This is a genomic window from Mesorhizobium sp. B2-4-19, from assembly GCF_006441315.1.
Taxonomy (GTDB): domain Bacteria; phylum Pseudomonadota; class Alphaproteobacteria; order Rhizobiales; family Rhizobiaceae; genus Mesorhizobium.
The window spans coordinates 341,160-366,830 of the sequence record NZ_VFUV01000001.1 but is presented as its reverse complement, the minus strand read 5'-3'; the positions used below and the strand labels follow the sequence as shown (position 1 = coordinate 366,830).

Here is a 25,671-nt window from a genome sequence, read left to right as displayed (position 1 = left end):
CACCGCACCGCTTCGCGACTTCCGATCTGGCGCTACAACTCATCCCAACGTAACCGCAAATGCGCGCTTGTCGATCCGCCTTTGTCCAGCGTGGTCAGGCCGCTGCCGTGATGGGCGTCCACCACATGTGAAACGGGTTCGAAGCAGAAGAAATCAGCGTCTCGTGCCGGCGAATAGAGGACGAAGACATTCAGCGAGGGCGATGCCTCGACCGTGACGGCGATGGCGTCATCCGGCTGGATGATCGAGGCGTGCCCGTTCCAGCCTTCGAAGGCATTGTTGACCCAGGCGTCGGGAAGCGGCGCGGCTTGCGAAAAATCCCAGTCCGGCCGGGAGGCTAGCGGCACCACCCCCGTCGGCAGGTGTCGTTCGTCTTCCAACCAGACACTGTGCGCCGATGCTTGCAGCAGAGTGCGCGGGCGGCGCGGAAACCAGGGGTGGAAGCCCAGCCCGTATGGCAGGCGGATGGCGGCTCGGTTTTCGACAGCCAGCACGGCTGACAGCGCGCCTTCCTCCAATGCGTAGCGGACGCTTGCATGGTAGCGGTAGGGTCCGATCGCCCCATCCTCCAGAGCCAGCTCCATTTCAGTGCCGGTTCGCCTCGTCAACCGCCACGGTCTTTGAAATGCGTCGCCGTGGAGTGGGAACGGCTCGCCTTCGACATTGGGCTCTATCGCATGGAAGCGCCCGTCAAACTCGAAGCCTCCACCGGAAATGCGGTTTGACCAGGGAACCAGCAGTTGAGACCCGAACTTCAGCAGACCCCTCGATGGCTCAAGCACAGGCGTTGGTGCTCGGCCGGGGCGGAGCGCGTCGTAGCGCAGGATGGCGGCGCCCTCGCGGGGACGCACCACAAGGCTTGCACGCCCGTCGGCAAGTTCGATCTCATCGCCTTTGGTCATTGAAGGGCCGCTATGGCTACCATCCGCCATCGATGTTGATGTTCTGACCGCTGATCATGTCCGAGGCCGGGGAGACGAGGAATAGCACGAGATCGGCGATATGCTGCGGCTCGATGCGTCGCTTCAGGCTCTGGTTGGCAAGGATCCAGTCGTTGTATTCCTTGAGCCGTTCTCCGAAGACGCGCTCCTCTGCCTCGGAAACGACGGCGCCTGGCGACACCGCGTTCACGGTGATGCCGTGTGGTCCCAATTCCCGCGCCAGCGACTTGGTGAGTCCCAGCATGGCTCCCTTCGAAGCCACATAGGGCACGTAGCCGTCCCAGCGGCCGTTCAGCGTCACCGAGCAGAAATTGACGATCCTGCCCTGGCCCTTCTTCTTCATGCCAGGCGCGCAGGCGCGCGCCAGCGCGAAGGCGGCTGACGAATTCACACGGATCTGGTCCTCGTACTCGCCAAGTGAGAATTCCTCGAACGGACGGTTGATGATAAGCGCCGCGTTGTTGATCAGAATGTCGATCGTGCCTTCTTCGTCGGCGAGCGCCTTGACCGCTGCCTCGGCTTCGGCCAACTGGTTCAAGTCGCAACCGACATAGACGATCGTACCCTTGTTTGTCGCCGCCAATTCCGCTGCGATTTTAGGCCCTTCCGCATTCTCCGGCCGGTCAAGCAAAAGCACGCGCGCGCCAGCGCGGGCAAGCGCGGCAGCCTGGGCGCGGCCGAGCGAACCCAGACCACCCGTCAGGAGCACGACTTTACCGGAAAGGTTCGTCATCACCGTTCCCGTTCCTCAAAGCACGTTGTGAACTTCATCGATGGAGGTTTCCTCGATGCGCTTGTCGAGAACGACCTCGCCGCGCGCCATCGCGACCACGCGATCACAGCAATCAAAAACGTGATGCATGTTGTGGCTGATGAAAACGCCGGTCACCCCTTGCGCCTTCAATCCACGCACAAAGCCGATGACCTTGCTGGTCTCCTTGACTGAAAGGTGATTGGTCGGCTCGTCGAGGATCATCACCTTCGACTTGAAATGCATGGCCCGCGCGATGGCGACGCCCTGCCGCTGGCCGCCGGACAATTCACCGACCAGTGCGTCGGGCGAGCGCAGATGCAGGTCGACATTGGCGATCGCCTTGATGCTTTCGCTGGCCATCTTCTTTTGATCCAGGATGCCGACGCCGAACACGGAGAACAGCGTCGGTTCGCGGCCGATAAACAGGTTCCTGGCGATCGACATGGTGGGGACCATCGAATTGTACTGGTAGATGGTCTCGATACCGAGGTTCATCGCGTCGCGCGGCCTGGCGATCCGCACCGGTCTGCCTTCGACCAGGATCTCGCCCTCGTCGGCGGTATGGACGCCTGACAGAATGTTGATGAGCGTCGATTTGCCGGCACCGTTGTCGCCGACCAGCCCAAGTGCCTCGCCTCGCTTCAGGTCGAGGCTCACGCCCTTCAACGCATGGACGCCGGAATACCATTTGTGAAGATTGCGGACGGAGATGATTGCGTCTTCCATGGCTCAGCCCTCCATCTTGATCGCCTTGGCGCGCTTGCGCATCCAGGCGTTGGCGACGACGGCGAAAATGGTCAGGAAGCCGATCGCGAATTTGAACCAGTTCGCGTCGACATTGGAGAGCACCAGCCCGTTGTCGATGATGCGGATGAGGATTGTGCCGATGATGCCGCCGGCGACCGTACCGATGCCGCCTGCGAGCGAAGCGCCGCCGATGACCGCCGAGGCCACCGCCTGGAGTTCCAGACCTTCGCCGATGGAAGGCAAGGGAGAGCCCAGCCTCAGCACTTGCAACATGCCGGCGAAGCCCGACAGCATCGAGCAAAGCACGAAGCATGCGAGTTTTACTCTCGCGGTCGGGATGCCCATCGCGGCGGCAGCCGGGTGGAAGCCGCCGGTGGCCTTTATCCAGTTGCCGAAATTGGTTCTGGAAAGCATCAGCGACGTCAGCAGGGCAATTCCCGCAAACCACAGGAACGACATGCGGAACATGTTGCCGGGGCCGACGAACGAAGTGAACAGCCAGTTCGGAAGATCGGCGGGAAGCAAGGGTGGAAACCCGCCCGAGACGACGATCGTCAGTGACCGGGCGATGAAAAGCATGCCGAGCGTGGTGATGAAGCTCGGGATCTCGAACCGGATCGTCACATAGCCGTTGATAAATCCGATCACCGCGCAAACGACAAGCCCAGCCAGCAAGGCAAGCGGGAAGGGCACCCCTTCGACCATGAGGACCGCCATGCACATCGGCATCAGGGCAAACACCGATCCAACCGACAGGTCGAACTCGCCGCTGATCATCAAGATGGTGACGCCGATGGCGACGAGGCCCGTTTCCGGCAGGATGCCGAGCATGCCGCGAAGGTTATCCTGGTTGAGGAACACGCCATTCGAGCGGATCTCGAAAATCGCCACCAGAAGCACCAGCAGGATCAGTCCTGCCAGTTCCGGCTTTTCCAGATAGGTCTTGAAGAGGCGTTTCAAGGCAGGCTCCAGGAATTCGAGGCAAGGGACCACCCGGCGGCGCGAACAGCGCCGGGTGAACACATGGCGCGCGTGGGCTTAACGCAGACCTTGCGATGAAAGCGTCATGATCGCGTCGGCCTGATCCGGGCGCACGATGCCTTGACCCGTATCAATGTCGGAGGGGGCCAGACCTATCTTCTTGTTCAGGTAGGCTTCCATGACGGGCATGAAGCCCTGCATGTAGGGCTGTTGGTCCACCAAAGCCTGTACGTAGCCCTTCTGCATCTGCTGCAGGACTTCCGGCACCAGATCGAAACCGCCAAGGAGGACCTTGCCCGGCGCGACGCCGCGATCCTGCAGCGACCGCGCAACGCCCGCGCACCAGAAGCCGGTGTCGAAATAGGCTGTGGTGTCGGGATGTGCATTGAGATAGGCGCCGACACGATCGGACGTGATCGCAAGGTCCGTTCCGCTGTCGATCCGCTCCCATGAGACCTGGCGGTCGGGGTGTGCCGCCTTGTACTCTTCCAGGAACTGCATCACGCCCGCGCCGCGGCTTTCGGACCAGTTCTGGCCGGGTGCGGAAATGCCGACCAGAACCTTGATTGGCCCCTCTTTCGGGAAGCTCTCGGAAATCGCCTTGCCGAGTGAATAGCCCGCCGGCTTGAAACCCTGCCCGATGAAGGCCTGCCGCGCATTGCCCTTGGCGCCTTCGGTGTCATCCACATTGACGGCAATCACCAACACACCGGCATCTCGCGCCTCCTTGATGACGTCGTCGAACGCCTTGTTGTCGACAATCGAGGTCAGCAGGGCATCCGGCTTGGCCGCAAGCGCGGCGCGCATGTTGGCGAGTTGCTGCTCGACCGAGCCTTCGGTCTGGGTGAAAATCATGTTGCACTTAGCCTCGACCTTGCCGCAGGCATCGTCAAAGCCCTTTTTCACCGCCTGCCAGAAGGTGTTCGAGGCCGACGAATGGTGCGTGAAGACGATGTTGAGCCCGTCGGCGCTGGCGACGGAAGGCCCGGCGAACAGTGTCGTCGCGAGCAAAAGCGTTGCAGTCAGTCGTTTCATTACTAATCCTCCCGTTGGTGTTCTTCAGATGTCCGCCTTGTCGGAGACGCGGCGATGGACGGTGTATGCCCGACCGAGGTCGGGATTGAGTTCCAGCCCGAGGCCGGGGCCGGGCGGCACGGTGATCATGCCGACCTTGACTTCCGGTAGCGCGGTCACGAGGTCGCGATACCAGGTCCTGTAAAATGCCCGCACACTCTCCTGTACGAGTGCGTTGGGCGCGTTGAGGGATAAATGCGTGGACGCCGCCAGAACCACCGGCCCGGTGCAGTCGTGCGGCGCGACCGGCAAATGCCAGGCCTCCGCCATCGCGGCGATCTTGCGGGCTTCGGAAAGTCCGCCGCACCAGGAAATGTCCAGCATGACGATGCCCGCGGCGCCGGTCTCCAGAAGGTCGCGGAACGCCCAGCGACTGCCCAAGGTTTCCGACGCCGAGATCGGTGCCGGGCTCGCGGCCTCATAGCGCTTGAGATCGGCGAGGCTGTCCATGCGGATGGGATCCTCATGCCAGTACGTGCCGTAAGGCCCGAGCGCCTTGGCTATCTTGATCGCGGGCAAGAGTTGCCACATGGAGTGGAACTCGACCATGATGTCGACCTTGTCACCGACGGCTTTGCGGATCTTCTCGAAGGGCTGCAGCGCGGCTTTCAGGTCGCCGGCGGTGATGTCTTGCCCCCGGCTTTTCTCGGCGGCATGGTCGAAAGGCCAGATCTTCATGGCCGTGATGCCGTCCTCGATCAGCTCCGCCGCCAATTCGTCGGCGCGGTGGAGAAACCCGTTCAGGTCGTCGTAGCCTTGCCTTGTGCCGAGACCATAATTCGCGGTGGTCTGTCCCTTGCCGTCCTTGATGTATTCGGTGCCGGCGCAGGTGTTGTAGGTACGGATGGACTGCCGCGAAAAGCCTCCCAGGAGTTGCGCGACCGGCTGGTTCATGGCCTTGCCGAAAATATCCCAGAGCGCGATGTCGAAGGCGGAATTGCCGCGGACTTCGACCCCGCTTGAGCGGAAACCGAGATAGCCGACCAGGTCGGCGGAAAGCAGATCGATCTGCAGCGGATCGCGGCCGATTACGCGCGGCGCGACATATTCATGGACATATTCCTCGACCGTGCGGGCCAAGAAAAAGGTTTCGCCAAGGCCGGTGATGCCCTCGTCGGTATGCACCTCGATCCAGAGCAGATTGGGCCGCTCTTCGATACGAATGGTCTCAAGCGAGCGGATTTTCATGCGATCCCCGCGTCGATCAATGCCTTGACGCTTTTGTCGAAATGCGCGGCCATATGTTCGGCGGCGAGTTGCGGGTTCCCCGCGATGATCGCCCGAGCAATATCCGCGTGCCCCTCGATCATCTTGATCTGCTCTTCCTCGGTTGCACGCGTACGCCAGCCGATCACCCAGGTGCGTCGCGTGACGCCGCTGAAGGCGTTGATGATCAACGAAAATACCGGGTTGTGAGACGCCCGCGCGATCGCTTCATGGAATGCGATGTCGTGTTCCTTGACGATCTCGGGCGCACCGTAATTCTCGCGCATCAGCTGCGCGCATTTCTGTATTTCAGCCGCCTCCGCGTCGGTTCGCCGGAGTGCTGCGAGCGCCACCGTGCGCATTTCGATGGTGCGGCGCACATCATAGACTTGCTGGATGCTGATCTGTTCGGTCGTGACGCCGTGCTCGATCACCATCGACATGGCGCCAATGTCGAGCTTGGCAACGCTGGCGCGCCGCCCGGCGCTCATGTCGATGAGGCGCATCGCCGACAGCGACCGAAACGCCTCCCGCACCACCGTGCGCGAGACACTGAGCTTGCGGGTCATGTCGGCTTCACTAGGCAAGAGGTCGCCAGGGCCAAGGCCTTCAACGCGGATGTGTTGGGTGATGGCCTGAATGGCGGCGCTCACCAGCCCGGGATTCGTCTCGTCAGGCCCTATGCTGCGATCGCTTACCATTTGCCCAAAACCTGTATGACATGTTTTCTTGAAATGTGTATATCTTTGTGAAATCTTGTCTGTCAATAGCAGTTGACTACGCGACAGTTGGAGGGGAAAAGGGTAGTGGATAGCGGAGAAAAACAGCCAGGCTTGGTGTTCGATGCCCAGGATGTCGTCGGTGAGAGCCTGCTCTGGGACGAGAACAGGAAGACACTGATTTGGGTGGATATCATCCGGCGACGCATCCACCAGCTCGATCCGGTTACTCGCGATCATCAGAGTTGGCAGACACCGGACCTCGCAACCTCGATTGGCCTGCGTGGGGACGGTGGCGCGATCGTCGGGCTGCGAAAGGATGTGGCTCTGTGGGATTTCGGAGAAGCCTTCAGGACGATCGCGACGATCGAACCGGACAGCCCTGACACACGGTTGAATGAGGGCGTGGTCGCCCCGGACGGCTCGTTCTGGGTCGGCACCATGGAAAACAACATCGACGACGATGATCTTGCGCGCGATATTTCGCGAGATGCCGGGCGGATCTATCGCGTCGACACAGCCGGCATTGTCGAGGCGCTCAGTGCCGATCGCTTCGGCATCACCAACACGATGGTCTGGACGGCGGATAATGCCTTCATCACGGCGGACACGACGAAGAACCAGATCTTTCGCTATCGCTGGGACAGAGTGCGGTCGCGAATAACCGATAGGCGTCTCTTCTTCTCGGATTTTCCACGCGGCCTGCCGGACGGGTCGTGCATGGATGCGGAGGGCTATGTCTGGAACTGTCGCGTCGCGGGGGGCGGCTGCCTGGTTCGCCTTTCACCTGACGGGGTCCTGGACAAGGTGGTGGACCTGCCCTGCAGCTGGCCCACGAGCTGTACCTTCGGCGGCGAGAATCTCGATATCCTCTTCGTCACTTCGGCGCGGTTTACCATGAGCGAGAGACATTTGCAGGCAAACCCGCAGGAGGGCGGGTTGTTCGCGGTGCGCACAGGCGTTCGGGGCACACCGACGAAACGGTTCGGATGAGATTACCTGACTAACGCGGCCGAGAACGGCAGGCTTACCAGGTCGGCTACGGCTTATTCGACCATACCGGGCAAAGCCCCAACGTTCCGGCAGTCGCTGGAGCGTTTGTGACGGCCAATTCAGGAAAGCCGGATTCTGCTTGACAGTTTCACGAATATGAAAAACTGTTAGCCAATTTCAAGTTTGGTGGGCAGGTCGATGTCGGCCTTAGTTGCAGCACAAGCGCCAGAGGCCCGGTCTTCATCGGGCTTCCGGCTCGCCATGCTGTTGCCAGGGGCGCTGGTCACTTTCCTGCTGATCCTGTTCGCGCTTGGCCTGGTGCTGTTCCTCGCCTTCCGCGGCAATGACGGCTCGCTCCTCGGTGTCGGGCTGACCGTCGAGAACTTCGTCACCGTGGCCACCGATCCGCTCTACTGGACGGTGACGCTGCGCTCGCTGGTCATCGCCGGCCTGGTGACGCTGGCCACCGTCATCACCGCCTATCCCGTCGCCTATTATCTTGCCTTCCATGCCGGGCGCCGGCGCGGCCTGCTCTTGTTCCTGGTGACGCTGCCATTCTGGACCAGCTATCTGCTCCGCGTCTTCGCCTGGAAGATCGTGCTCGCCTATAATGGCGTCCTGAACTCGGCGCTAATCGAAAGCGGCATCTGGTCGGAGCCGACACTGGCCTTCCTCAACACGCCGGCCGCTGTGGTCGTCACGCTGGCCCACGCCTATGCGCCCTTCGCGATCCTGCCGATCTATGTGGCGCTGGACACCATCCCGAAATCGCTGCTCGAGGCGGCCTCCGACCTCGGCGCGCGGCCGTTTACCGCGTTCCGTCGCGTCGTGCTGCCGAACTCCATGCCGGGCGTATTGGCGGCCGCGCTCGTCGTCTTCGTGCCGACGGTCGGCGACTATGTCACGCCGGCCATGGTCGGCGGCCCGGCCAGCACCATGATCGGCACGCTGATCCAGTCGCAGTTCGGCAAGGCCAATGATTGGCCGTTCGGCGCTGCCCTTTCGGTCTGCGTCATGCTGGTCATCCTCGTCGTGGTGCTGGTCGCGCGTGGCGCCGACCGCAGATTTGGCAGCCGCACATGAAAGCCGAACGCGCCGGCACGAAACCGGATGGCCGTTGGCTCGGCCTCTACGTGCTTGCCTATCTGGTGTTTCTCTATCTGCCGGTCCTGCTGATTCCGCTGTTTTCCTTCAACGATTCCATCCAGGCGGCGTTTCCGCTGCAGGGTTTTACGTCGCAATGGTATGCGACGCTCTACGGCAATCCGGCGCTGTCCGGCGCGCTCCTGAACAGCCTCGTCATCGGCGCCATCGCCGCTTCCGGTGCTACGCTGTGCGGCATCACCGTGTCCTATATGGACCTCTATGGCCGCTCGCCGCTTGCCACCACCATAAGCGCTATAGCCCGCCTGCCGATCCTCATCCCCGGCGTCATCGTCGGCATATCGTTGCTGATCCTGATTAACCTCATCGGCCTTGGGCCGTCGCGCGTCGCCATCGTGCTCGGCCACATATTGGTGGCGCTGCCGACGACCGTCGTCGTCATGCGCAGCCGTTTCGCCGCCATCCCGAGGACGGTTCGCGAGGCAGCGCTCGACCTCGGCGCCTCCGACTGGACGACGTTCCGGCGCGTCATGCTGCCGCTCAGCCTGCCCGCCGTGCTGTCGGCCTTCATGCTGGCCTTCCTGATCTCCTTCGACGAGTTCATCGTCGTCTTCTTCCTTGCCGGAACCGAGCCGACCCTGCCGCTCTACATCTGGAGCCAGCTGCGCTTTCCCCGCTCGCTGCCGACCGTCATGGCGCTGGGGACGGTGATCCTGGCCACATCCTTCATCATCGCCGGCACTGCCGAGATCCTGCGCCATCGCGGGCTCGGTGCCGCGCGCCGCGATCCAGCCTGACCATAACAATGAGAGGAGAACGAAAATGACATTCCACCTGACATCGATAACCCGATACAAGGCGCGCGCCGGCCTCGCCGCGCTGGCGCTTGCACTGTCTTCGACCGTGGCGCTGGCCGCCGAAAAGCTGCAATATTTCACCTGGTCGGGTTACGAACTGCCCGATTTCAACAAGAGCTTCCTCGCCGCCCATCCCGATGGCGTCGAGGCCTCGATCTTCGGCGACGACGATGATGCCTTCACCAAGGTCAAGGCCGGCTTTCGCCCTGACATCGCCCATCCCTGCTACGACAAGGTGGCGCGCTGGAACAAGGAAGGCCTGCTGCAGCCGATCGACACCAAGCGCATCAAGAACTGGGATTCGATTTTCCCGGTGTTCAAGAACTTGCCTGACCTGCAGGCCGGCGACGGCAAGGTGTGGATGGTGCCGTGGGACTGGGGCAACACCTCCATCCTCTACCGCACCGATCTGGTGAAGAACCCCGAGGCAAGCTGGAACCTGCTGTGGGACAAGCAATATGCCGGCCGCATGGCGACCATCGACGCCGTGCATGACACGCCGATCGTCGCCGCGCTTCTGGCCGGCGTCAATCCGTTCAACATGACGCCCGCCGAGATGGACAAGGTCGCGGCAAAACTGCGCGAACAACGCCCGCTGCTGTCGAGCTACACCACGGACATGACGTCGGTCGAACAAGCGCTGGCCAGCGGCCAGCTTGTCGCCGCCATGACCTGGAATGCGTCGGCCACCTCGCTGAAGAAACAGGGCGTGCCGGTCGAGTTCATGAAGCCGAAGGAAGGCATGCTGACCTGGGCCTGCGGCTTCGTCATGCTGAAGGACGCCAAGAATGTCGATCTCGCCTATGATTTCATCAACAGCCGGCTCGACGCCGATTCGGGCAAGTACCTGATCCAGTCCTATGGCTATGGCAGTTCGCTGAGCACCGCCTTCGCCGGCGTGGCGAAGGAGGAACTGGAGAAACTGCAGTTGCCGTCCGATCCCGAGGTGATGCTGAAGAACACGATCTTCACCGGCCCGATGAAACAGAACGACGACGTCGCCAAGATGTTCGAGAAAGTGAAGGCTGGCGGGTGAGCGCTCTTGCCTTCTCCCCTTGTGGGAGAAGGGAAAGACAACGAGGACGAATGCATGGACATGCTGGACGAGCCCGCCGAAAAACCCAGGGACGATGCCGATGTTCGCGTCGGGCGCCGTGTGCGGGCGCTGCGGCTGGAGCGGCGCTTGTCGCTGGCCGAACTGGCGACCAGGACAGGGGTATCGATCGGCGCGCTGAGCCAGATCGAGCGCGGCATGTCCTCGCTGCGCGTCAAGGTGATCTGGCCGCTCGCCGCCGCCCTCGACATCGAGCCATCGGCGCTGATCGCCGATGGCGACGAGGCCGTCAACGATCTCTATTGCGTGCGCGCCGACAAGCGGCGCTCCATTCCCGTCAAGTCGGAAGGCATTGCCAAGAAGCTGCTGTCGCCGCCGGGTGCGACGCTGACCGGCATGCTGGTGACGGTGGAGGCCGGTGGCGGCACGGTGGAAGCCTATGCCCATGCCGGTCATGAATTCGGCTATGTGCTTTCGGGCGAGGTCGAACTGGTGGTGGATTCGACAAAATACGGGCTGAAGACCGGCGACAGCTTTGCCTTCAAGAGCACGCTGTTGCATGCCTTCCGCAATCCCGGCGCCGAGCAATGCCAGATCCTGTGGGTCAACACCACCAAGCCTTCCGAGGTTCGCGATGGCGCCTGATCCACTCGTCCGGTTGCAGGCGGTCTCCAAGGTTTTCCCGGGCGGCATCGTTGGGCTCGATGCCGTCGATCTCGACATAATCAGCGGCGAGTTCATCACGCTGCTCGGGCCGTCCGGCTGTGGCAAGACCACCAGCCTGCGCGTCATCGCCGGCTTCGAAAGCCCGTCGAGCGGCAAGGTCTTGCTCGACGGCCGCGACATCACGGCGCTTCGGCCTTTCGACCGCCCGGTCAATACGGTGTTCCAGGATTACGCGCTGTTTCCGCATATGGATGTCGCCGACAATGTCGGCTTCGGCCTGTCATTGCGCAGATTGTCGGGAATCGAGCAGGCAAAGCGGGTCGGCGAAGCGCTGGACATGGTCGGTCTCGCCGACAAGCTTCGCGCCCGTGTCTCCGAATTGTCGGGCGGCCAGCGCCAGCGCGTGGCACTTGCTCGCGCCATCGTCTGCGAGCCGCGCGTGCTCTTGCTCGACGAGCCGCTGTCGGCGCTGGACGCGCATCTGCGCGAACAGATGCAGGTCGAACTGAAGCGGCTGCAGTCGCGGCTCGGCACGACCTTCGTCATGGTCACCCATGACCAGACCGAGGCTCTGTCGATCTCCGATCGCATCGTCGTCATGAACAAGGGCCGCATCGAGCAGATCGCGCCGCCGGCGACGCTCTATGACCGGCCTGCGACGAAGTTCGTGGCGAGCTTCATCGGCACCATGAACCTGCTGCAGTCGCGCTTTGTCGGCCGCGATGGCGATCGTTTGCGCTTCACTGCCGGCGCTCTGCCGCTGGAGGCTACCTCCGAAACCGGCCAGTCACCCGGCGAAGGCGAGATGCGCACCATCGGCGTGCGTCCGGAGGATTTGCTTGCCGCCACCGAGGCGACCGAAGGAACCGCGCCGGCGCAGGTGAACAGCATCGTCTTCCACGGCCGTACCTTGCGGCTGCATGCTGAACTTGCGCAGGGGTTGCCGGTGGTGATCGATGCGCCGCGCCAGGCCGAGGGGTTCCAATTCAGCATTGGCGACGTGGCGCATGTCAGCCTGCGCCGTGGCGCCAACTGCCCCATGCTGCCGAGCTAGCCTCTTCTGCCTTCGCATGGTCGCCGCACAGTTGCGCGGCATATGCGGGAAGCACCGGCATTTCATTTTCGCTTGACATGTTCTTGTTTTGTTCTAAATTTCTTTGTCGGATACGATTTGCCGATCGAGTTCAGTTATGAGTGGGCAACCTGCATTCGGAACCGCCAAGAACGGCCAGACCTTTTTCCAATGGGAAGAGTTCGAGCGACATTTCGACGACCGGATATTCTTCGCCGTTCTTGCCGAGCGCGCTATTGCCGGCCGTCTCGCACGCAGGGCGGTCGCTCTGGATCGCGAGCTAGGGCTGCAGGGCTGGTTTGTCCCGGAAGACCACATCCATATCTCGCTCGTCGGGCTCGGCGACCATGACGGCTTCCCCCAGGGACTGGTCGAAATCGCCTGCCGCATAGGGTCGATGATCGTTGCAAAACCTTTCGAGGTTTCGTTCGATCGCTTGTCGGCTTTTGGCGGCGGTTCGCTTGTTCTACGCGGTGGCAATGACAGCAATTCCGCGCTGCGAGAATTCTGGCGCAACCTCACGGCGCTGATTTCCGACAGCCCGTTAAAACGCTTTCTCACAAAGTCCATTGAACCGCATGTCACTCTGCTTCGTGATGAAGCGCGTGTTTCCAACATTGGCGAGCGATTGATTGATCCAGTCAGCTGGTCGGTCCGGGATTTTGTGCTGATCCACAGTCTCATCGGCAAGGGTGTCTACAAGGAGCGTGGACGTTGGCAATTGACCGGCCAGGACGATTCCCTGGCCGGTATGTGAGAAATCATCGTCACAGAGCCGCGCTATATCGATCGTCCTGACACGGCTTGTCAGCTGTCATGTGGGCACAGGTGGCAGACGGGCAGGCTCTTCCCTAATTGCAGTGCGTCTGAACAGGAGGAACACACATGACCATCACGGACATTGCCAAGGATTTCACCGAACTCCTCAAGCAGGGTGATAACGCCGGTGCTGCTGAAAAATACAATGCCGACGACATCGCCAGCTACGAAGCCATGGAGGGCCCGATGGCCGTCAGCCATGGCAAGGAGGCCCTCAGGCAGAAAAGCCAATGGTGGCAGGAAAACCATGAAGTGCATGGCGGCTCGGTCGAAGGGCCCTATGTCAACGGCGACCAGTTCGCGGTGCGCTTCAAGTTTGACGTCACACCCAAGGCCACCGGCGAGCGAGTCACGATGGACGAGGTCGGCCTCTACACGGTCAAGAACGGCAAGATCACCGAAGAGCGCTTCTACTACTGAGGCCGGAAGCTCCGACTTGGGAGTCGGCTCTTCGCTGCAGAATCGAGAAACAAGCATGGCGGCCGGGACGGTGTACTGGCCGCCATGCGAGAGGTTCAGATCGTCTTCACATACTCGGCAAGCTGATCGGTCACCGTGCCCCAGCCGTCGAAGACACTCATCTCGTCATGGTTGTTGCCCGAAAGTTCCGCGGTTGCGGGCCCGGGTGCTGGCAAAGCGGGAAGGGCGGTTTTAGGCTGTGGGACGGATTCGACGGTCAGCTTGAGGGACGCGCTTTGACGATTATGATCTACGGCATCACCACCTGCGACACGGTCAAGAAGGCGCGCGTCTGGCTGGAGAGCCATGACGTGGCCTATCGCTTTCACGATTTCCGCGCGGAGGGGCTGGACGCGAAGCGGCTGGATGGCTGGGTCGGCAAGGTCGGCTGGGAAAAGCTGCTCAACAAGGGCAGCACCACATTCCGCGAACTGGCGGATAAGGACAAGCAAGGCCTCGATGAAAAGAAGGCGAAGGCGCTGATGCTGGCCAAGCCGACGATGGTCAAGCGCCCGGTGCTGGAAATCGGCGATCGGGTTCTGGTTGGGTTCAAGCCGGATGTTTATGAGCAGGCGGTGAAGTAGCTAGCGAAGCCGTTGAAGCTGCCGATCTCCCCCCTTGTGGGGAGATGTCCGGCAGGACAGAGGGGAGCGCTGTCCCGCCGGCCTCAGAAAGTTATGGCCGCCTCAGCCTCTCCCGCTCAAATACTCCGCCAGCGCCACCGCATTGTTGTGCGCCTCGTCATGGGCGCCGTAGAGCAGCGTTACCTTGCCCGCGCGAAGCAGGTCGCGCAGTTGCGTCACCGCTTCGTCATTCCGATCCAACTCGACGCGATAGCGTTTCTGGAACTCCGCCCAGCGCTCAGGCTCGTGCCCGAACCACTTCCGCAACGCGTCGCTCGGCGCGATCTCCTTCAGCCACAGCGCCAGCGCGGCATGCTCCTTGCTGACGCCGCGCGGCCAGATGCGATCGACCAGCACCCGCTGCCCGTCATCGGCAGCGGGCGGCTCGTAAATCCGCTTGACCATCAGGTCGAACGCCATTCGACCTCCCTACGCCGAACCTCTCAGGCCCACTCGCCCTTGCGCTTCACCGGCACGCGGCTGCCGTCCTTGTGGACGCCGTCAATGTCGATCTTGTCCGAGCCGATCATCCAGTCGATGTGGATGAAACTCTTGTTGCCGCCGCGCGCGGCGATCTCGTCCTGGCTGAGCGAAGCGCCGTCGACGAAGCATTTGGAATAACACTGGCCGAGCGCGATGTGGCAGGCGGCGTTTTCGTCGAACAGCGTGTTGAAGAACAACAGTCCGCTGGCCGAGATCGGCGAGGAATGCGGCACCAGCGCCACCTCGCCGAGCCGCCGTGCGCCCTCGTCGGTGTCGAGCACCTTCTTCAGCACATCCTCGCCCTTCGACGCCTTGGCCTCGACGATCCTGCCTTCCTCGAAACGCACCGAAATCTCGTCGATCAGCGTTCCCTGGTAGGACAGCGGCTTGGTCGAGGAGACATGGCCCTCGACGCGCCTGGCATGCGGCGTGGTGAAGACCTCCTCGGTCGGGATGTTGGGATTGCAGGTGATGCCGTTTTTGGCGGTCGAGGCGCCGCCCATCCATTCATGGCCGTCCGCCAGCCCGACCGTCAGGTCGGTGCCGGGTCCGGTGAAGTGCAGCGCATGGAAATTATGGCCGTTGAGCCACCCGGTGCGGCCGCGCAGCGCGGCATTGTGCGCCTTCCAGTTGCCGATCGGGTCTTCCACGTCGACCCGCGACGCCGCGAAGATCGCGTCGGCGAGCTTCGCCACCGCGACATCGTCGGCGTCATCGGGAAACACTTGCTTGGCCCAGGCGAGGTCAGGATAGGCGACGATGTTCCAGTTGATGTCGAAACCGGTGATCTTTTCCAGCGCCGGCTGGTAGGCCATGGAATTGGCCTTGTTGGCGCGCGCCACTTTTGCCGGGTCCTGCGCCGACAGGAGCGACGGATCCTCGCCGCGCACGGCAAGCCTGGCGGCATTGTTGGAAAAAGCCTTCGCCATGCCTTCGTAGAGCCAGCCGGCGGCGCGGTCGAAGCTGGCGTCGGCGCCGAAGCGGTAGCGCGCCAGCGTCATCTCGTCATCGTTGAAGATCGGCGTCACCAGACCGGCACCGGCCTTGTAGGCGTGCTCGACGATGCGCCTGGTCAGCGGCAATGCCGCGATCGACGAGGTCAGTACCAGATCCTGGCCGGGCTGCAATTGCAGGCCGACCTTGATGGCGACTTCCGCCAGCCTGTCGAGTTTCACCGGGTCGATCGTTGCGGAAACGCCGCGCGAATGTGTGGTCATGATCCTGCCTGCCGTGATGTGAGGTCCGATACCTTACATAGACCGGCGCCACCCGCCTTTCCACCTCGATCGCGCTGGGCCAGTTCAGCCGTGGTCCCGAAAAGCGGGAACCGGTTTTCGGATAAGATCATGGTCGACCAAAGGAGACAGGGCCCCATCCCGATTCCGTTGGGACGAAAAGGCTCTATGCCGCGCTTTCCATTGATCCGAACTGCGCCATCGTCGCCTCGATCTCTTCCTTGATCCAGGCCTTGAAATCCCGGACCTTGCGGGCTTCCGTCTTGGCCGACGCGGTCACCAGCCAATAGCCGAGCCCGCTCTGGGCGCGGATGCCGAACGGCGCCACCAGCCGCCCGTCGGCCAGCGCATCCGCCGTCAGCAACTGCCAGCCCAGCATCACGCCATGGCCGGCAATCGCCGATTCCAGGCACAGCATCGGGTCCGTGAAGCGCGCGCCTTTCTGGAAGGTGACGGGCGCGACACCGGCGGCCGCGAACCAGCTCTCCCAGTTGATCATCGCCCGCTCGTCGGTAATGGCGCAGGTCTGCGCAAGGTCCTCGATCGATTTCAGTTTCCGGGCGATGTCGGGTGCGCAGACCGGGAACACTTCCTGCGCCAGGAGCAGTTCGGCCTGTCCGCCGGACCATTTGCCGTCGCCAAGCCGGATGGCGATGTCGACGTCGGAATGGTCGAGATTGGCCAACCGCACCGACGCGTCGATGCGCAACAGCACATTGGGATGGCGGTCGAAGTGATGCGACAGCCTGGGCAGCAGCCATTTCGAAGCGAAGGCTGGCGCCGCCGAGACGACCAAGGTGCATTGGCTCGCTTCGTCGGCCAGCGCCACGGCCTGGGCAAGCTCACGAAATCCAGCGCCGAGGCGGGGCGCGAAGACGGCGCCGAACTCGGTCAGCACCAGACCGCTCCCCGTGCGCTCGAACAGCGCCTGGCCGAGCTGCTTTTCGGTGCGGCTTATCTGCTGGCTGACGGCGCTGACGGAAACATTGAGTTCGGCGGCGGCGGCCGCCAGCGAGCCGAGACGAGCTACGGTTTCGACGGCGCGAAGGCCGTTGAGATGAACGCGGTTGAGCATGGCCATTTGAGATTTTCTAAACCGATCCGGCTGAAATCTCAATTGAAAGAGACGCCTGAACGGCAGACTTTATCGATGGGAGCCAGATCCGAGGAGCCGGAAATGTTAAGGCTGTTGTCGTCGCTGAAGGTTCTGTTTGCCGCGGGCACGCCGTATGGCGCGGGGGCGCAGAACGACACGCAGACATGGCTGACCGATCCTCTGTCGCATCCTGTGCTGAACACCATGTCGGAGCGTGAATTGGGCGACGTGCCGTTCAGGCTGACGGCGCGGCGAACGGTGCACGAGACCGCTTCGTTGCACGCCGGTTTGGGTGGGCGCTGCTGAGCCGAGGACGCGCCTTCGGCTTAACTTGAAGTCGAACCGGTCGAGCCTCTCCGCACGCACTGGCCCAACTGATGGCGGATTGTTTCAGCGATCCCTGCATTTATTGTGCGCTGCAATGAGATCGGCCACCTCAACAGCACTGCGCTTCACCCTCGCCGGCATGATTGCAATGGCGGTGGCCATGGGCATCGGCCGCTTCGTCTACACGCCGATCCTGCCCGGCATGATGGAGGAACTGCATCTGTCGCCGGCCAACGTCGGATGGATCGCGTCCGCCAACTATCTCGGCTATCTCGTCGGCGCGTTTATGGCGGCGGGCGGCTGGGCGCATGGGCACGAGCGTCTGCTGATGCTGGGCGGTCTTGGCGCCAGCACCATCCTTGCCGGGTTGATGGGACTGACCGACGCCATGGCCGCCTTTCTCCTCATCCGCTTTCTGGCCGGTCTGGCCAGCGCCTTCGTCATGGTCTTCATGGCCAGCATCGTTTTCAGCCATATCAATGCCGCCGGTCGCGGCGACCTGCAGGCCTGGCATTTTGGCGGCGTCGGCCTCGGCATCGCGATCTCCGCGGTGATGATGGCGGTGCTGGTGACCGAGCATGCCGGCTGGGCGGCGGGCTGGTTGTGGTCGGCGGCGATTTCGGCTTGTGGCTTCGTGCTCGTGGCGCTGCTGGTGAACGAAGGCCCGCTCGCCAACGGCCAAGCCGTCCGTGAACCGGCCCTGCCGAAAGACCGGTCGCTGATGAAGATCATCATCGCCTACGGCCTGTTTGGCTTTGGCTATGTGGTGACGGCGACGTTCCTTGTCGCCATCGTCCGCCAGGGCGGCGGCAGCCGCGTCTTCGAGGCCATGGTCTGGCTGGTCGCCGGCCTTGCCGGCTTTCCCTCGGCCTGGTTGTGGCAGAAGATAGCCGGGAGAGTCGGGCTCAATGCCGCTTATGCGCTGGCATGTCTCATAGAAGTGATCGGCGTCACCGCCAGCGTGGCGCTTGGCGGATATTTAGGACCGCTGCTTGGCGGTCTGCTGCTCGGCGGCACCTTCATCGCCATCACCGCGCTTGGCCTGCAGGCCGCGCGGCAGCAGGCGCCGCAGGCGCCCCGGCGCATCTTTGCCTTGATGACGGCGTCGTTCGGCCTGGGCCAGATCATCGGCCCGATCGCCGCAGGCCTTTTGGCGCAGATGTCAGGCGATTTCTTCCTCGCTTCGATCGTCGCCGCGGCCATGCTGGTGGTCTCCGGCGCCATCACATGGTCGGCCGTGCCAAAATCGCCATGATTTGCGGTCTTGCTCTGCGCCGGGCATCGGGCACGGGCATTTTCTTTCCCCCTAATGTGTGACTTTATGCCCGCTGACATCAGCCGATTTGCGCACCGACCAAGGAATCCCTGACAGTGTTTGTATCCTTCTTCCCGCAGCCGAAGCTGTTTTTCACCTCGGCCGCCCTCTGGAGTCTTGCCGCAATCCTGTTCTGGTTTTTCGGCGGCGAGCAATTGGGTGCGGTTTTTGGACTGCCGCCCGCCGCGCCGGATGTCGCAAAGATCGTTGGTGTGTCGGTCTTTTGGTCCAAGCCGTTTCTTTGGTTCTACCTATATTTCGCCGTGGTGGTTCTGGTTTTTTACGGTTTCTGGGCGTGGTATCGCCCACATCCTTGGCAGAATTGGTCCATTCTTGGATCGTCGTTAATTCTTTTTGTGATCTATTATCAGGTTCAGGTGAGTGTCGCTTTCAACGATTGGTACGGCCCGTTCTATGACTTGATCCAGAAGGCCCTTGGTACGCCATTTTCGACCACCCCATGGGATTTCTACTCGCAGCTTTTGACGATTACGTGGATAGCGCTTGTGGCGGTTACTGTCGGAGTCCTCAATAGGTTCTTCGTCAGTCATTGGATATTCCGCTGGCGCACCGCGATGAACGATTACTACATGACCCATTGGGGAAGGCTGCGCCACATTGAGGGTGCGTCGCAGCGTGTCCAGGATGATACGATGCGGTTTTCCAATATGATGGAAGGTCTCGGGGTTAGCTTAGTGAGTTCGATCATGACATTGGTCGCATTCTTACCGCTGCTGATGCACTTTTCCGGAACCGTCACGGAGCTGCCACTCGTAGGCGAGGTGCCGCATTCGCTTGTGGTGGTTGCAATCCTCTGGTCGATCTTCGGAACGACTTTCCTTTGGCTGGTTGGGATCAAGCTGCCAGGACTAGAGTTTCGCAATCAGCGTGTAGAGGCTGCCTATCGCAAGGAACTTGTTTATGGTGAGGATGATGCGGCCCGTGCGCTTCCCCAGACCGTTGCCGAGCTGTTCCTCAATGTTCGGAAAAACTATTTCCGCCTCTATTTTCACTACGTCTATTTCAATATTGCTAGAATATTCTACTTGCAGATTGATAATATATTTCCATATATAGTTCTCGTCCCCACGATGGTTGCAGGAAAGATCAAGCTTGGCGCACTGAATCAGATTTTAAATTCCTTTGATCAGGTGCGATCTTCATTTCAATATCTGGTTAATTCTTGGAGTGAGATTGTGGTTCTCACCTCAATCTATAAACGCTTGCGCGCTTTCGAGGCGACTTTGGAAGGTGAGCCACTCCCCGACATTGACCGTCGTTTCATGGAGCGCCAGGCAAAAGAACCCGATCCGGCCTGATGTTGGAAAGGGCGTTGGCGGCTCAGCCGCCAACCGAGGCCTGCTTCTGGCTGGCAGCCTGCCGCGAAACGTAGTCGCGAAAACTGATGCATTCGACATCGGCCTTGACGCAGACCTCGCCGGCAAAGCGCTCCAGCGCGTTCCAGTAGGCGCCGTCATTCATCAGCGTGAAATGGAAGCCGAGTTCCAGCGGAATGCGCTTGCCCTGATACTGCGCGTCGAAGGCAGCGCGAAAGGCCTGATAGGTCCGGTTGGCGAACTCGTCCGCCATGCTCGGCCGCTCGAAACCGCCAGAATGCCTGACATAGAGATTGTAATCCATGGCGATTACCGGCCTGGATTTCGGTCCTTCTGGGATCTGCGGCAGTGAAAAGCGGGTGATGCCGCCGACGGTCGGCGGCTGGGCAGGACCTTGCGAGACGCCGCTGGCGTCGAATTCGTAGCCGGCGGCAGGCAAGGCCTCGTAAAGCGCCTTGCTGGCCGACAGATACGGCGCGCGGAAACCGATCACGGCATGCCATGCGAAATCGCGCCAGCCGGCGGGCTCAGGCGCGATGCCGTTGATTGCATAGGCGTTCTCGAGAATGTGTCTGAACGAGGCGAATTCTTTCAGCCAGTCGGCCTTGCTCCAGTCCTTGCCGTCGAAATGGCCGCAGGCATGGCTGGCGATATCGTGGCCTTCGTGCCTGGCAAGGCCGATCTGCTCGAGCCGCTCGGCCACTTCCTGCTTGGAAGCGGCAAAGCCGATGTTGGATTTGCCGGCTGTTTTGCCTGGTGCGGTGTATTCCTTGCGTGTCTCTGGCGACAGCAGGAAGACGCAGGAGAGGAAATAGGTGAAATGCGCGCCGGTGCGCTCCGCCAGAGCACGGCTGCGCTTCCACTGCGAGATGTCGCGAGCGCTGTCGAAGGAGATGATCACCACCTGCTTCGGTTTTGCCGGCATTGGCCGCGCGGGCGGATCGGCCAGGGCCACGCCGGCGGTGGCGAGCGAGACAAGCGAAAACGCGGCAACGCGGGACAAACAAGGCATCGGCAAACTTACAGGCTCCGGGCGGTCAGCAAGCCGGCTATCCCCGAAATGTGGCATGGGTGCGATTAGGCTTTTTGCCGGTTTGCCCGGGCAAACATCCGTTTGCCCGGTGGGAATAGGCGATTTTCCGGCCGAACCCCTTCCATGCCGACAAAATTTCGCTAAAACGCGGGCTCATGAGCCGCCCCGGCCCGGGGCAGGAATGGTTTTGATTGATGTCCGACGACAGTTTTATTCGTGAAGTCAACGACGAGATGCGTCGCGAGCAGGCGCAGAAGCTGTGGGACCGTTTCGGCCCGGCCTTGCTCGTCATCGCGATCCTCGTGGTGCTCGGCACCGCCGCCTTCGTCGGCTATCGCTATTGGGACGAGACGCGTGCCAACCGCTCCGGCGATGCCTTCTCGCAGGCGCTGAAGCTGGCCAATGACGGTAAGAACGACGAGGCGCTGGCCGCGCTCGACCAGCTGGAAAAGGATGGCTACGGCGCCTATCCGCTGCTTGCCCGCATGCGAGCCGCCACGGTCAAGGCGAGCAAGGGCGACACTGCTGCCGCCGTCAAGGATTTCGACGATGTCGCCGCCGACACCGCCATTCCCCAGGGCATTCGCGACATGGCGCGGCTCAGGGCAGCGCTGCTGCTCGTCGACCACGGTTCCTTCGCCGACGTGTCCAGCCGCGTCGAGGCGCTGACGTCGGACACCAACACGCTGCGCCACACGGCGCGCGAGGCGCTCGGCCTTGCCGCCTGGAAGGAAGGCAAGACCCAGGACGCGTTGAAGCTGTTCGACCAGATCGCCGCCGATGACGGCGCCCCGCGCAACATCCGCGAGCGGGCAACGCTGATGTCCGAGCTGATCCGCGGCTCGGGCAATGCCTCGTAAATGCATGTCGCCCAAAGTGTGCAGCGGTTTTGGGACAACGACATGCATGATTGTAGGACCGTATGACCTTCAAAGTCGCCATCATCGGCAGACCTAACGTCGGCAAATCGACCCTTTTCAATCGGCTGGTGGGAAGGAAGCTCGCGCTTGTCGACGACACGCCGGGCGTCACCCGCGACCGTCGCGTCCATGCCGCCAAGCTTTACGATCTGCATTTCGACGTCATCGACACAGCCGGTTTCGAGGACGCCGGCGCATCGACATTGCCCGGCCGCATGCGCGCGCAGACCGAGATCGCCATCCACGAAGCCGACCTGATCTTCTTCACCATCGATGCCAAGTCCGGCCTGCTGCCGGATGACAGGACCTTCGCCGAGATCGTGCGCAAGTCCGGCAAGCCGGTCGTGCTGGTCGCAAACAAGGCCGAGGCCAAAGGCGCGCAGGGCGGCATGCTGGAAGCCTGGGAGCTTGGACTTGGCGAGCCGATCCCGGTTTCCGCCGAACATGGCCAGGGCATGCCAGATCTGCGCGATGCGGTGATCGCCGCACTCGGCGAGGCGCGCGCTTTCGGTGAGGACGAAGAGGGCGAAGACGACGAGATCGCCGCCACCGAGGTGCTGATCGGCGAGGATATTGCCGACCCTGACGCCGAGGATGTGCACACTTACGACGAAACCAAGCCGATGCGCATAGCTGTCGTCGGCCGCCCGAACGCCGGCAAGTCGACGCTGATCAATGCGCTGATCGGCGAGGAGCGGCTGCTAACCGGACCGGAAGCCGGCATCACCCGCGATTCGATCTCCGTCGACTGGGATTGGCATGGCCGCCGGCTGAAGCTGTTCGACACGGCCGGCATGCGTCGCAAGGCGAGGATCCACGAAAAACTGGAAGTGATGTCGGTGCAGGACGGCTTGCGCGCTATCCGCTTCGCCGAGATCGTCATCATCGTACTCGATGCCACCATTCCCTTCGAGAAGCAGGATCTGCAGATCGCCGACCTGATCATCCGCGAGGGACGGGCGCCGGTGATCGCCTTCAACAAATGGGACCTGATCGATCATCCGCAGGAGCTTCTGGCGGAACTGCGCGAGAAGACCGAGCGGCTGCTGCCGCAGGTGCGCGGCATCCAGGCGGTGCCGGTCTCGGCCGAGACCGGGCGCGGCCTCGACAAGTTGATGGATGCGGTGCTGCGGACCCACAAGGTCTGGAACAGCCGCGTTTCGACCGGCAAGCTCAACCGCTGGCTGGAAGCCATACTGGCGCATCATCCGCCGCCCGCCGTTGCTGGGCGCCGGCTGAAGGTCAAATACGTCACCCAGGCCAAGACGCGGCCGCCGGGTTTTGTTGTCCAGTGCTCGCGTCCGGATGCGATGCCGCAATCCTATGTGCGCTATCTCTCCAACAGCCTGCGCGAAGCCTTCGACATGCCGGGCGTGCCGATCCGCATCGCGCTGCGCACCTCCGACAATCCCTTCGCCGGCCGGGCCAAGAAACGCGGCTGAGCCTCAGTGCTCGTCCGATCAGGCGACCGCACGCAAGCCGGCAGTCCGCGCATTGCCCGGCAAGGCCTGCCGCGCCGCCTCCAGCAATATGGCGGCGAGGCGGGCCGCCACCGGCTCGGGTTCGGCATCCCGGCGGTGCAGGAACAACGCCATCTTGGGCAGTGCCGGCAGACCGGCAATCTCCGGCGTCATCGCACTGACGCTGGCCGGCAGGCCGATATCGGTGCGGATCGTCAGCCCCAGGCCAGCCGCCACGGCCGCCCAGATGCCGCCAAGGCTCGGGCTGGAGAAAGCCATGCGCCAGGGCAGCCCGGCGCGGTCGAGCGTCTCGGTCGCCACCGTGCGCAAAAGGCATGGCGCCTCGAGCGCCACCAGCGGCAGCGGTTCGCCGTCGCGCAGGCTGGTCTCGATGCGCTTTGCCGGGCCGATCCAGCGCATGGGAACATCGGCGACATGCTCGCTGTAGGGCAGCGTCTGGCCGCTGTGCCAGGCGAGGGCGATGTCGAGGCTGCCTGACATCACCCTGTCGGCAAGCTCGTGGCTGCGCGCGATCCTGGCCTCGATCTTGACCTTGGGGTGGGCGCGGGCGAAGCGGCCGAGCACGTCGGGCAGCACCGCCTCGCCAAAGTCCTCCTGCAGGCCGAGCCGCACCCAGCCTTCGAGTTCGACATCATGGATCGCCGCCGCCGCCTCGTCATTCAGCTCGAGCAGCCGCCGCGCATAGCCGAGCATGGTCTCGCCGGCCTCCGTCAAGGCCAGCCCACGCCCCGATTTGCGGAAGATCGGCGTCGCTGCCTGCTCTTCCAGTTTCTTCAATTGCGCGCTGACCGCCGAGGTGGACCGGCCAAGCCGGTCGGCGGCCTTGGCAAAGCTGCCCAGCTCCATGCCGGTAACGAAACTGCGGAGAACGTCGAGGTCGAAGGTTACGCGTCGCATGGAAACGTCCTGCTTTTCAGGATTGATAGTAAAAAACTTCCTGATTTTAAGGACGAACTTATGGCGCTAGGGAAATGCCGTCAAGGTCCAGGCGACTGGACCACCACGGGAAATGAAACCATGTCCTCCATCGTCGGCTGCACCGACCAAGACACGCAGAAAGCCCTGGGAGGCAGTGCTGCCGGCCCTACCGGAAGGGTATTCAGCCCGGGCCACCGCTGGAAGGTCCTGGGCATCGGTGTCGCTGCGAACGCCAGCTTCTCGGCCACCTTCTCCGGCATACCGGCAACGGCGGTCGTGCTTCGTCAGGGCTATCACCTGAGCAATGCCGAGCTTGGCCTGGCACTCGGCCTTCTCGGCCTGGGCGTTGCACTCAGCGAATTGCCCTGGGGCTTGCTTACCGATCGCTGGGGCGACCGCCGCGTGCTGCTGATCGGGCTTGGCGCGACGGCGGCCTGGCTCCTTGCCATGGCCATGCTCGTCGTGCCGACAAGGTCAGGCGTTCCCGATGTCATGCTCCTGTCGGCAAGCCTGCTCCTCACCGGCCTGCTCGGCGGCAGCGTCAATGGCTCGAGCGGCCGTGCCATCATGGGCTGGTTCCGGGAAAACGAGCGCGGTTTCGCCATGAGCATAAGGCAGACGGCGGTGCCACTCGGCGGCGGCCTTGGCGCGCTTGTCCTGCCTTCGCTCGCCTTGGCTTTCGGCTTTGCCGCGGTGTTCGCGCTGCTGGCCGGCGCCTCCGCTCTCTCCGCCCTGTTTGCCTGGCGCTGGCTGCATGAGCCGCCGAAGGCGGGGCACGTCGCTGCGTCGGCTATGGCTGGACCGGCGCCGCTGCGCAACATCGAGGTCTGGCGCATCGCTACCGCCATCGGCCTGCTCTGCTTCCCGCAGGTGGCCGTGCTCACTTTCGCATCGGTGTTCCTGCACGACTTCGCCGGGCTGGGGACGGCGGCGATCAGCGCGAGCCTCGCAGCCGTGCAGATCGGCGCCATGGTCATGCGCGTCTGGAGCGGCCGCTTCACCGACCGCCATGGCAATCGCCGCCAGTTTCTGCGCGTGTTGAGTGCGCTCAGCGCGTCGGCTTTTTTGGTGCTTTGGCTGATGGTTCTGAACACTCCCGCAGTGCCGGGCGGCCAGTCCTTGCTGATTGCCGTCCTTCCCTTGGTGCTGATTGTTGCGGGTATCTCGGTTTCCGCCTGGCACGGCGTCGCCTATACCGAGCTTGCCACGCTGGCCGGCGCCGGCCATGTCGGAACCGCGCTCAGCCTGGCCAACACCTTCGTCTTCGTCGGCTTCTTCCTGGTGCCGGTGGCGATTCCCGGGCTGCTGCACCTCTGGTCATGGTCAGGCGTATGGCTGTCTGCCGCCATCTGCGCGCTGGTCGCCTGGCCGGTCTTCCTGCCGCCAGCTTGAACGCTCCGGCCCTAAAACCGCCCGACTTCGAAACCACGACCTTGAGCCGACTGAGAAAACCCGAT

At 62.4% G+C, this 25,671-nt stretch carries 27 protein-coding genes; 15 read left to right on the top strand and 12 right to left on the bottom strand.

Annotation, left to right across the window (positions count from 1 at the left end):
- Window positions 1-32: 32 nt before the first annotated feature.
- The 7 genes from FJ546_RS01770 to FJ546_RS01740 all read right to left on the bottom strand — a co-directional run bounded on the left by FJ546_RS01770 (window position 33) and on the right by FJ546_RS01740 (window position 6,404).
- On the bottom strand, window positions 33-902 hold the full coding sequence (locus FJ546_RS01770; protein WP_246686711.1) for an aldose 1-epimerase: 870 nt from the start codon (window positions 900-902) through the stop codon (window positions 33-35).
- Between the two features lie 16 nt (window positions 903-918).
- On the bottom strand, window positions 919-1,674 hold the full coding sequence (locus FJ546_RS01765) for an SDR family oxidoreductase (RefSeq protein ID WP_140887585.1): 756 nt from the start codon (window positions 1,672-1,674) through the stop codon (window positions 919-921).
- Between the two features lie 15 nt (window positions 1,675-1,689).
- The gene (locus FJ546_RS01760; protein ID WP_140887584.1) at window positions 1,690-2,421 is read right to left on the bottom strand and encodes an ATP-binding cassette domain-containing protein; all 732 of its coding nucleotides are present in this window, start codon (window positions 2,419-2,421) and stop codon (window positions 1,690-1,692) included.
- Window positions 2,422-2,424: 3 nt separating this feature from the next.
- Window positions 2,425-3,402 carry an ABC transporter permease gene (locus FJ546_RS01755; protein ID WP_140887582.1) on the bottom strand — a complete coding sequence of 326 codons (978 nt, stop codon included), beginning with the start codon at window positions 3,400-3,402 and terminating at the stop codon, window positions 2,425-2,427.
- Window positions 3,403-3,480: 78 nt separating this feature from the next.
- The gene (locus tag FJ546_RS01750; RefSeq protein ID WP_140887581.1) at window positions 3,481-4,458 is read right to left on the bottom strand and encodes a sugar ABC transporter substrate-binding protein; all 978 of its coding nucleotides are present in this window, start codon (window positions 4,456-4,458) and stop codon (window positions 3,481-3,483) included.
- 24 nt (window positions 4,459-4,482) lie between these two features.
- Window positions 4,483-5,685 (bottom strand): mandelate racemase/muconate lactonizing enzyme family protein, encoded by a 1,203-nt coding sequence (locus FJ546_RS01745; RefSeq protein ID WP_140887579.1) that lies wholly within the window; start codon window positions 5,683-5,685, stop codon window positions 4,483-4,485.
- A complete protein-coding gene (locus FJ546_RS01740; RefSeq protein ID WP_140888038.1) occupies window positions 5,682-6,404 on the bottom strand; it encodes a FadR/GntR family transcriptional regulator in 723 nt (240 codons plus the stop codon). Before FJ546_RS01740 ends, FJ546_RS01745 begins: the two co-directional genes overlap by 4 nt.
- A gap of 105 nt (window positions 6,405-6,509) precedes the next feature.
- Between FJ546_RS01740 and FJ546_RS01735 the strand changes: the two genes are divergently transcribed.
- The 9 genes from FJ546_RS01735 (at window position 6,510) to FJ546_RS01690 (ending at window position 14,030) form a co-directional block, all read left to right on the top strand.
- Window positions 6,510-7,415, top strand: a complete 906-nt coding sequence (locus FJ546_RS01735; RefSeq protein ID WP_140887578.1) for an SMP-30/gluconolactonase/LRE family protein — start codon at window positions 6,510-6,512, stop codon at window positions 7,413-7,415.
- A gap of 198 nt (window positions 7,416-7,613) precedes the next feature.
- On the top strand, window positions 7,614-8,498 hold the full coding sequence (locus tag FJ546_RS01730; RefSeq protein WP_140887576.1) for an ABC transporter permease: 885 nt from the start codon (window positions 7,614-7,616) through the stop codon (window positions 8,496-8,498).
- Entirely contained in the window at window positions 8,495-9,316 is an 822-nt protein-coding gene (locus tag FJ546_RS01725; RefSeq protein ID WP_140887575.1) for an ABC transporter permease, read from the top strand. Before FJ546_RS01730 ends, FJ546_RS01725 begins: the two co-directional genes overlap by 4 nt.
- A 25-nt stretch (window positions 9,317-9,341) precedes the next feature.
- Window positions 9,342-10,412 (top strand): ABC transporter substrate-binding protein, encoded by a 1,071-nt coding sequence (locus FJ546_RS01720; RefSeq protein ID WP_140887573.1) that lies wholly within the window; start codon window positions 9,342-9,344, stop codon window positions 10,410-10,412.
- A gap of 54 nt (window positions 10,413-10,466) precedes the next feature.
- Window positions 10,467-11,075 carry a cupin domain-containing protein gene (locus FJ546_RS01715; RefSeq protein WP_140887571.1) on the top strand — a complete coding sequence of 203 codons (609 nt, stop codon included), beginning with the start codon at window positions 10,467-10,469 and terminating at the stop codon, window positions 11,073-11,075.
- On the top strand, window positions 11,065-12,150 hold the full coding sequence (locus FJ546_RS01710) for an ABC transporter ATP-binding protein (protein WP_140887570.1): 1,086 nt from the start codon (window positions 11,065-11,067) through the stop codon (window positions 12,148-12,150). The genes FJ546_RS01715 and FJ546_RS01710 overlap by 11 nt, the downstream gene beginning before the upstream one ends.
- A 136-nt stretch (window positions 12,151-12,286) precedes the next feature.
- Window positions 12,287-12,925, top strand: coding sequence for a 2'-5' RNA ligase family protein (locus FJ546_RS01705; RefSeq protein WP_140887568.1), 639 nt, complete (start codon window positions 12,287-12,289; stop codon window positions 12,923-12,925).
- A gap of 128 nt (window positions 12,926-13,053) precedes the next feature.
- A complete protein-coding gene (locus FJ546_RS01700; RefSeq protein ID WP_140887566.1) occupies window positions 13,054-13,407 on the top strand; it encodes a SnoaL-like domain-containing protein in 354 nt (117 codons plus the stop codon).
- Between the two features lie 275 nt (window positions 13,408-13,682).
- Window positions 13,683-14,030, top strand: coding sequence for an ArsC family reductase (locus FJ546_RS01690; RefSeq protein ID WP_140887564.1), 348 nt, complete (start codon window positions 13,683-13,685; stop codon window positions 14,028-14,030).
- Window positions 14,031-14,132: 102 nt separating this feature from the next.
- On the opposite strand, the gene FJ546_RS01685 is transcribed toward FJ546_RS01690, so the two are convergent.
- The 3 genes from FJ546_RS01685 to FJ546_RS01675 form a co-directional block, all read right to left on the bottom strand.
- Entirely contained in the window at window positions 14,133-14,489 is a 357-nt protein-coding gene (locus FJ546_RS01685) for a DUF488 domain-containing protein (protein WP_140887562.1), read from the bottom strand.
- Window positions 14,490-14,512: 23 nt separating this feature from the next.
- On the bottom strand, window positions 14,513-15,769 hold the full coding sequence (locus FJ546_RS01680; protein WP_140887561.1) for an aminopeptidase: 1,257 nt from the start codon (window positions 15,767-15,769) through the stop codon (window positions 14,513-14,515).
- A 184-nt stretch (window positions 15,770-15,953) separates the two neighbouring features.
- Entirely contained in the window at window positions 15,954-16,868 is a 915-nt protein-coding gene (locus tag FJ546_RS01675) for a LysR substrate-binding domain-containing protein (protein ID WP_140887559.1), read from the bottom strand.
- A 96-nt stretch (window positions 16,869-16,964) separates the two neighbouring features.
- On the opposite strand from FJ546_RS01675, the gene FJ546_RS01670 reads away from it, so the two are divergent.
- The 3 genes from FJ546_RS01670 (at window position 16,965) to sbmA (ending at window position 19,844) form a co-directional block, all read left to right on the top strand.
- Window positions 16,965-17,189: a hypothetical protein gene (locus tag FJ546_RS01670; RefSeq protein WP_140888037.1), complete on the top strand. Its 225-nt coding sequence runs from the start codon at window positions 16,965-16,967 to the stop codon at window positions 17,187-17,189.
- A 115-nt stretch (window positions 17,190-17,304) separates the two neighbouring features.
- Window positions 17,305-18,465 (top strand): YbfB/YjiJ family MFS transporter, encoded by a 1,161-nt coding sequence (locus FJ546_RS01665; RefSeq protein WP_140887558.1) that lies wholly within the window; start codon window positions 17,305-17,307, stop codon window positions 18,463-18,465.
- Window positions 18,466-18,581: 116 nt separating this feature from the next.
- Window positions 18,582-19,844, top strand: coding sequence for a peptide antibiotic transporter SbmA (gene sbmA, locus FJ546_RS01660; protein ID WP_140887556.1), 1,263 nt, complete (start codon window positions 18,582-18,584; stop codon window positions 19,842-19,844).
- Between the two features lie 22 nt (window positions 19,845-19,866).
- Here the strand turns inward: sbmA and FJ546_RS01655 are convergent, their stop codons facing one another.
- Window positions 19,867-20,874, bottom strand: a complete 1,008-nt coding sequence (locus FJ546_RS01655; protein WP_140887554.1) for a polysaccharide deacetylase — start codon at window positions 20,872-20,874, stop codon at window positions 19,867-19,869.
- A 215-nt stretch (window positions 20,875-21,089) separates the two neighbouring features.
- On the opposite strand from FJ546_RS01655, the gene FJ546_RS01650 reads away from it, so the two are divergent.
- Both FJ546_RS01650 and der read left to right on the top strand, forming a co-directional pair.
- The gene (locus FJ546_RS01650) at window positions 21,090-21,755 is read left to right on the top strand and encodes a tetratricopeptide repeat protein (protein ID WP_140887553.1); all 666 of its coding nucleotides are present in this window, start codon (window positions 21,090-21,092) and stop codon (window positions 21,753-21,755) included.
- 62 nt (window positions 21,756-21,817) lie between these two features.
- Window positions 21,818-23,257, top strand: coding sequence for a ribosome biogenesis GTPase Der (gene der / locus FJ546_RS01645; protein WP_140887551.1), 1,440 nt, complete (start codon window positions 21,818-21,820; stop codon window positions 23,255-23,257).
- An 18-nt stretch (window positions 23,258-23,275) separates the two neighbouring features.
- On the opposite strand, the gene FJ546_RS01640 is transcribed toward der, so the two are convergent.
- Window positions 23,276-24,193 carry a LysR substrate-binding domain-containing protein gene (locus tag FJ546_RS01640; RefSeq protein ID WP_140887549.1) on the bottom strand — a complete coding sequence of 306 codons (918 nt, stop codon included), beginning with the start codon at window positions 24,191-24,193 and terminating at the stop codon, window positions 23,276-23,278.
- Window positions 24,194-24,313: 120 nt separating this feature from the next.
- On the opposite strand from FJ546_RS01640, the gene FJ546_RS01635 reads away from it, so the two are divergent.
- Window positions 24,314-25,606 (top strand): MFS transporter, encoded by a 1,293-nt coding sequence (locus FJ546_RS01635; protein WP_140887548.1) that lies wholly within the window; start codon window positions 24,314-24,316, stop codon window positions 25,604-25,606.
- The last annotated feature ends 65 nt before the right edge of the window (window positions 25,607-25,671 follow it).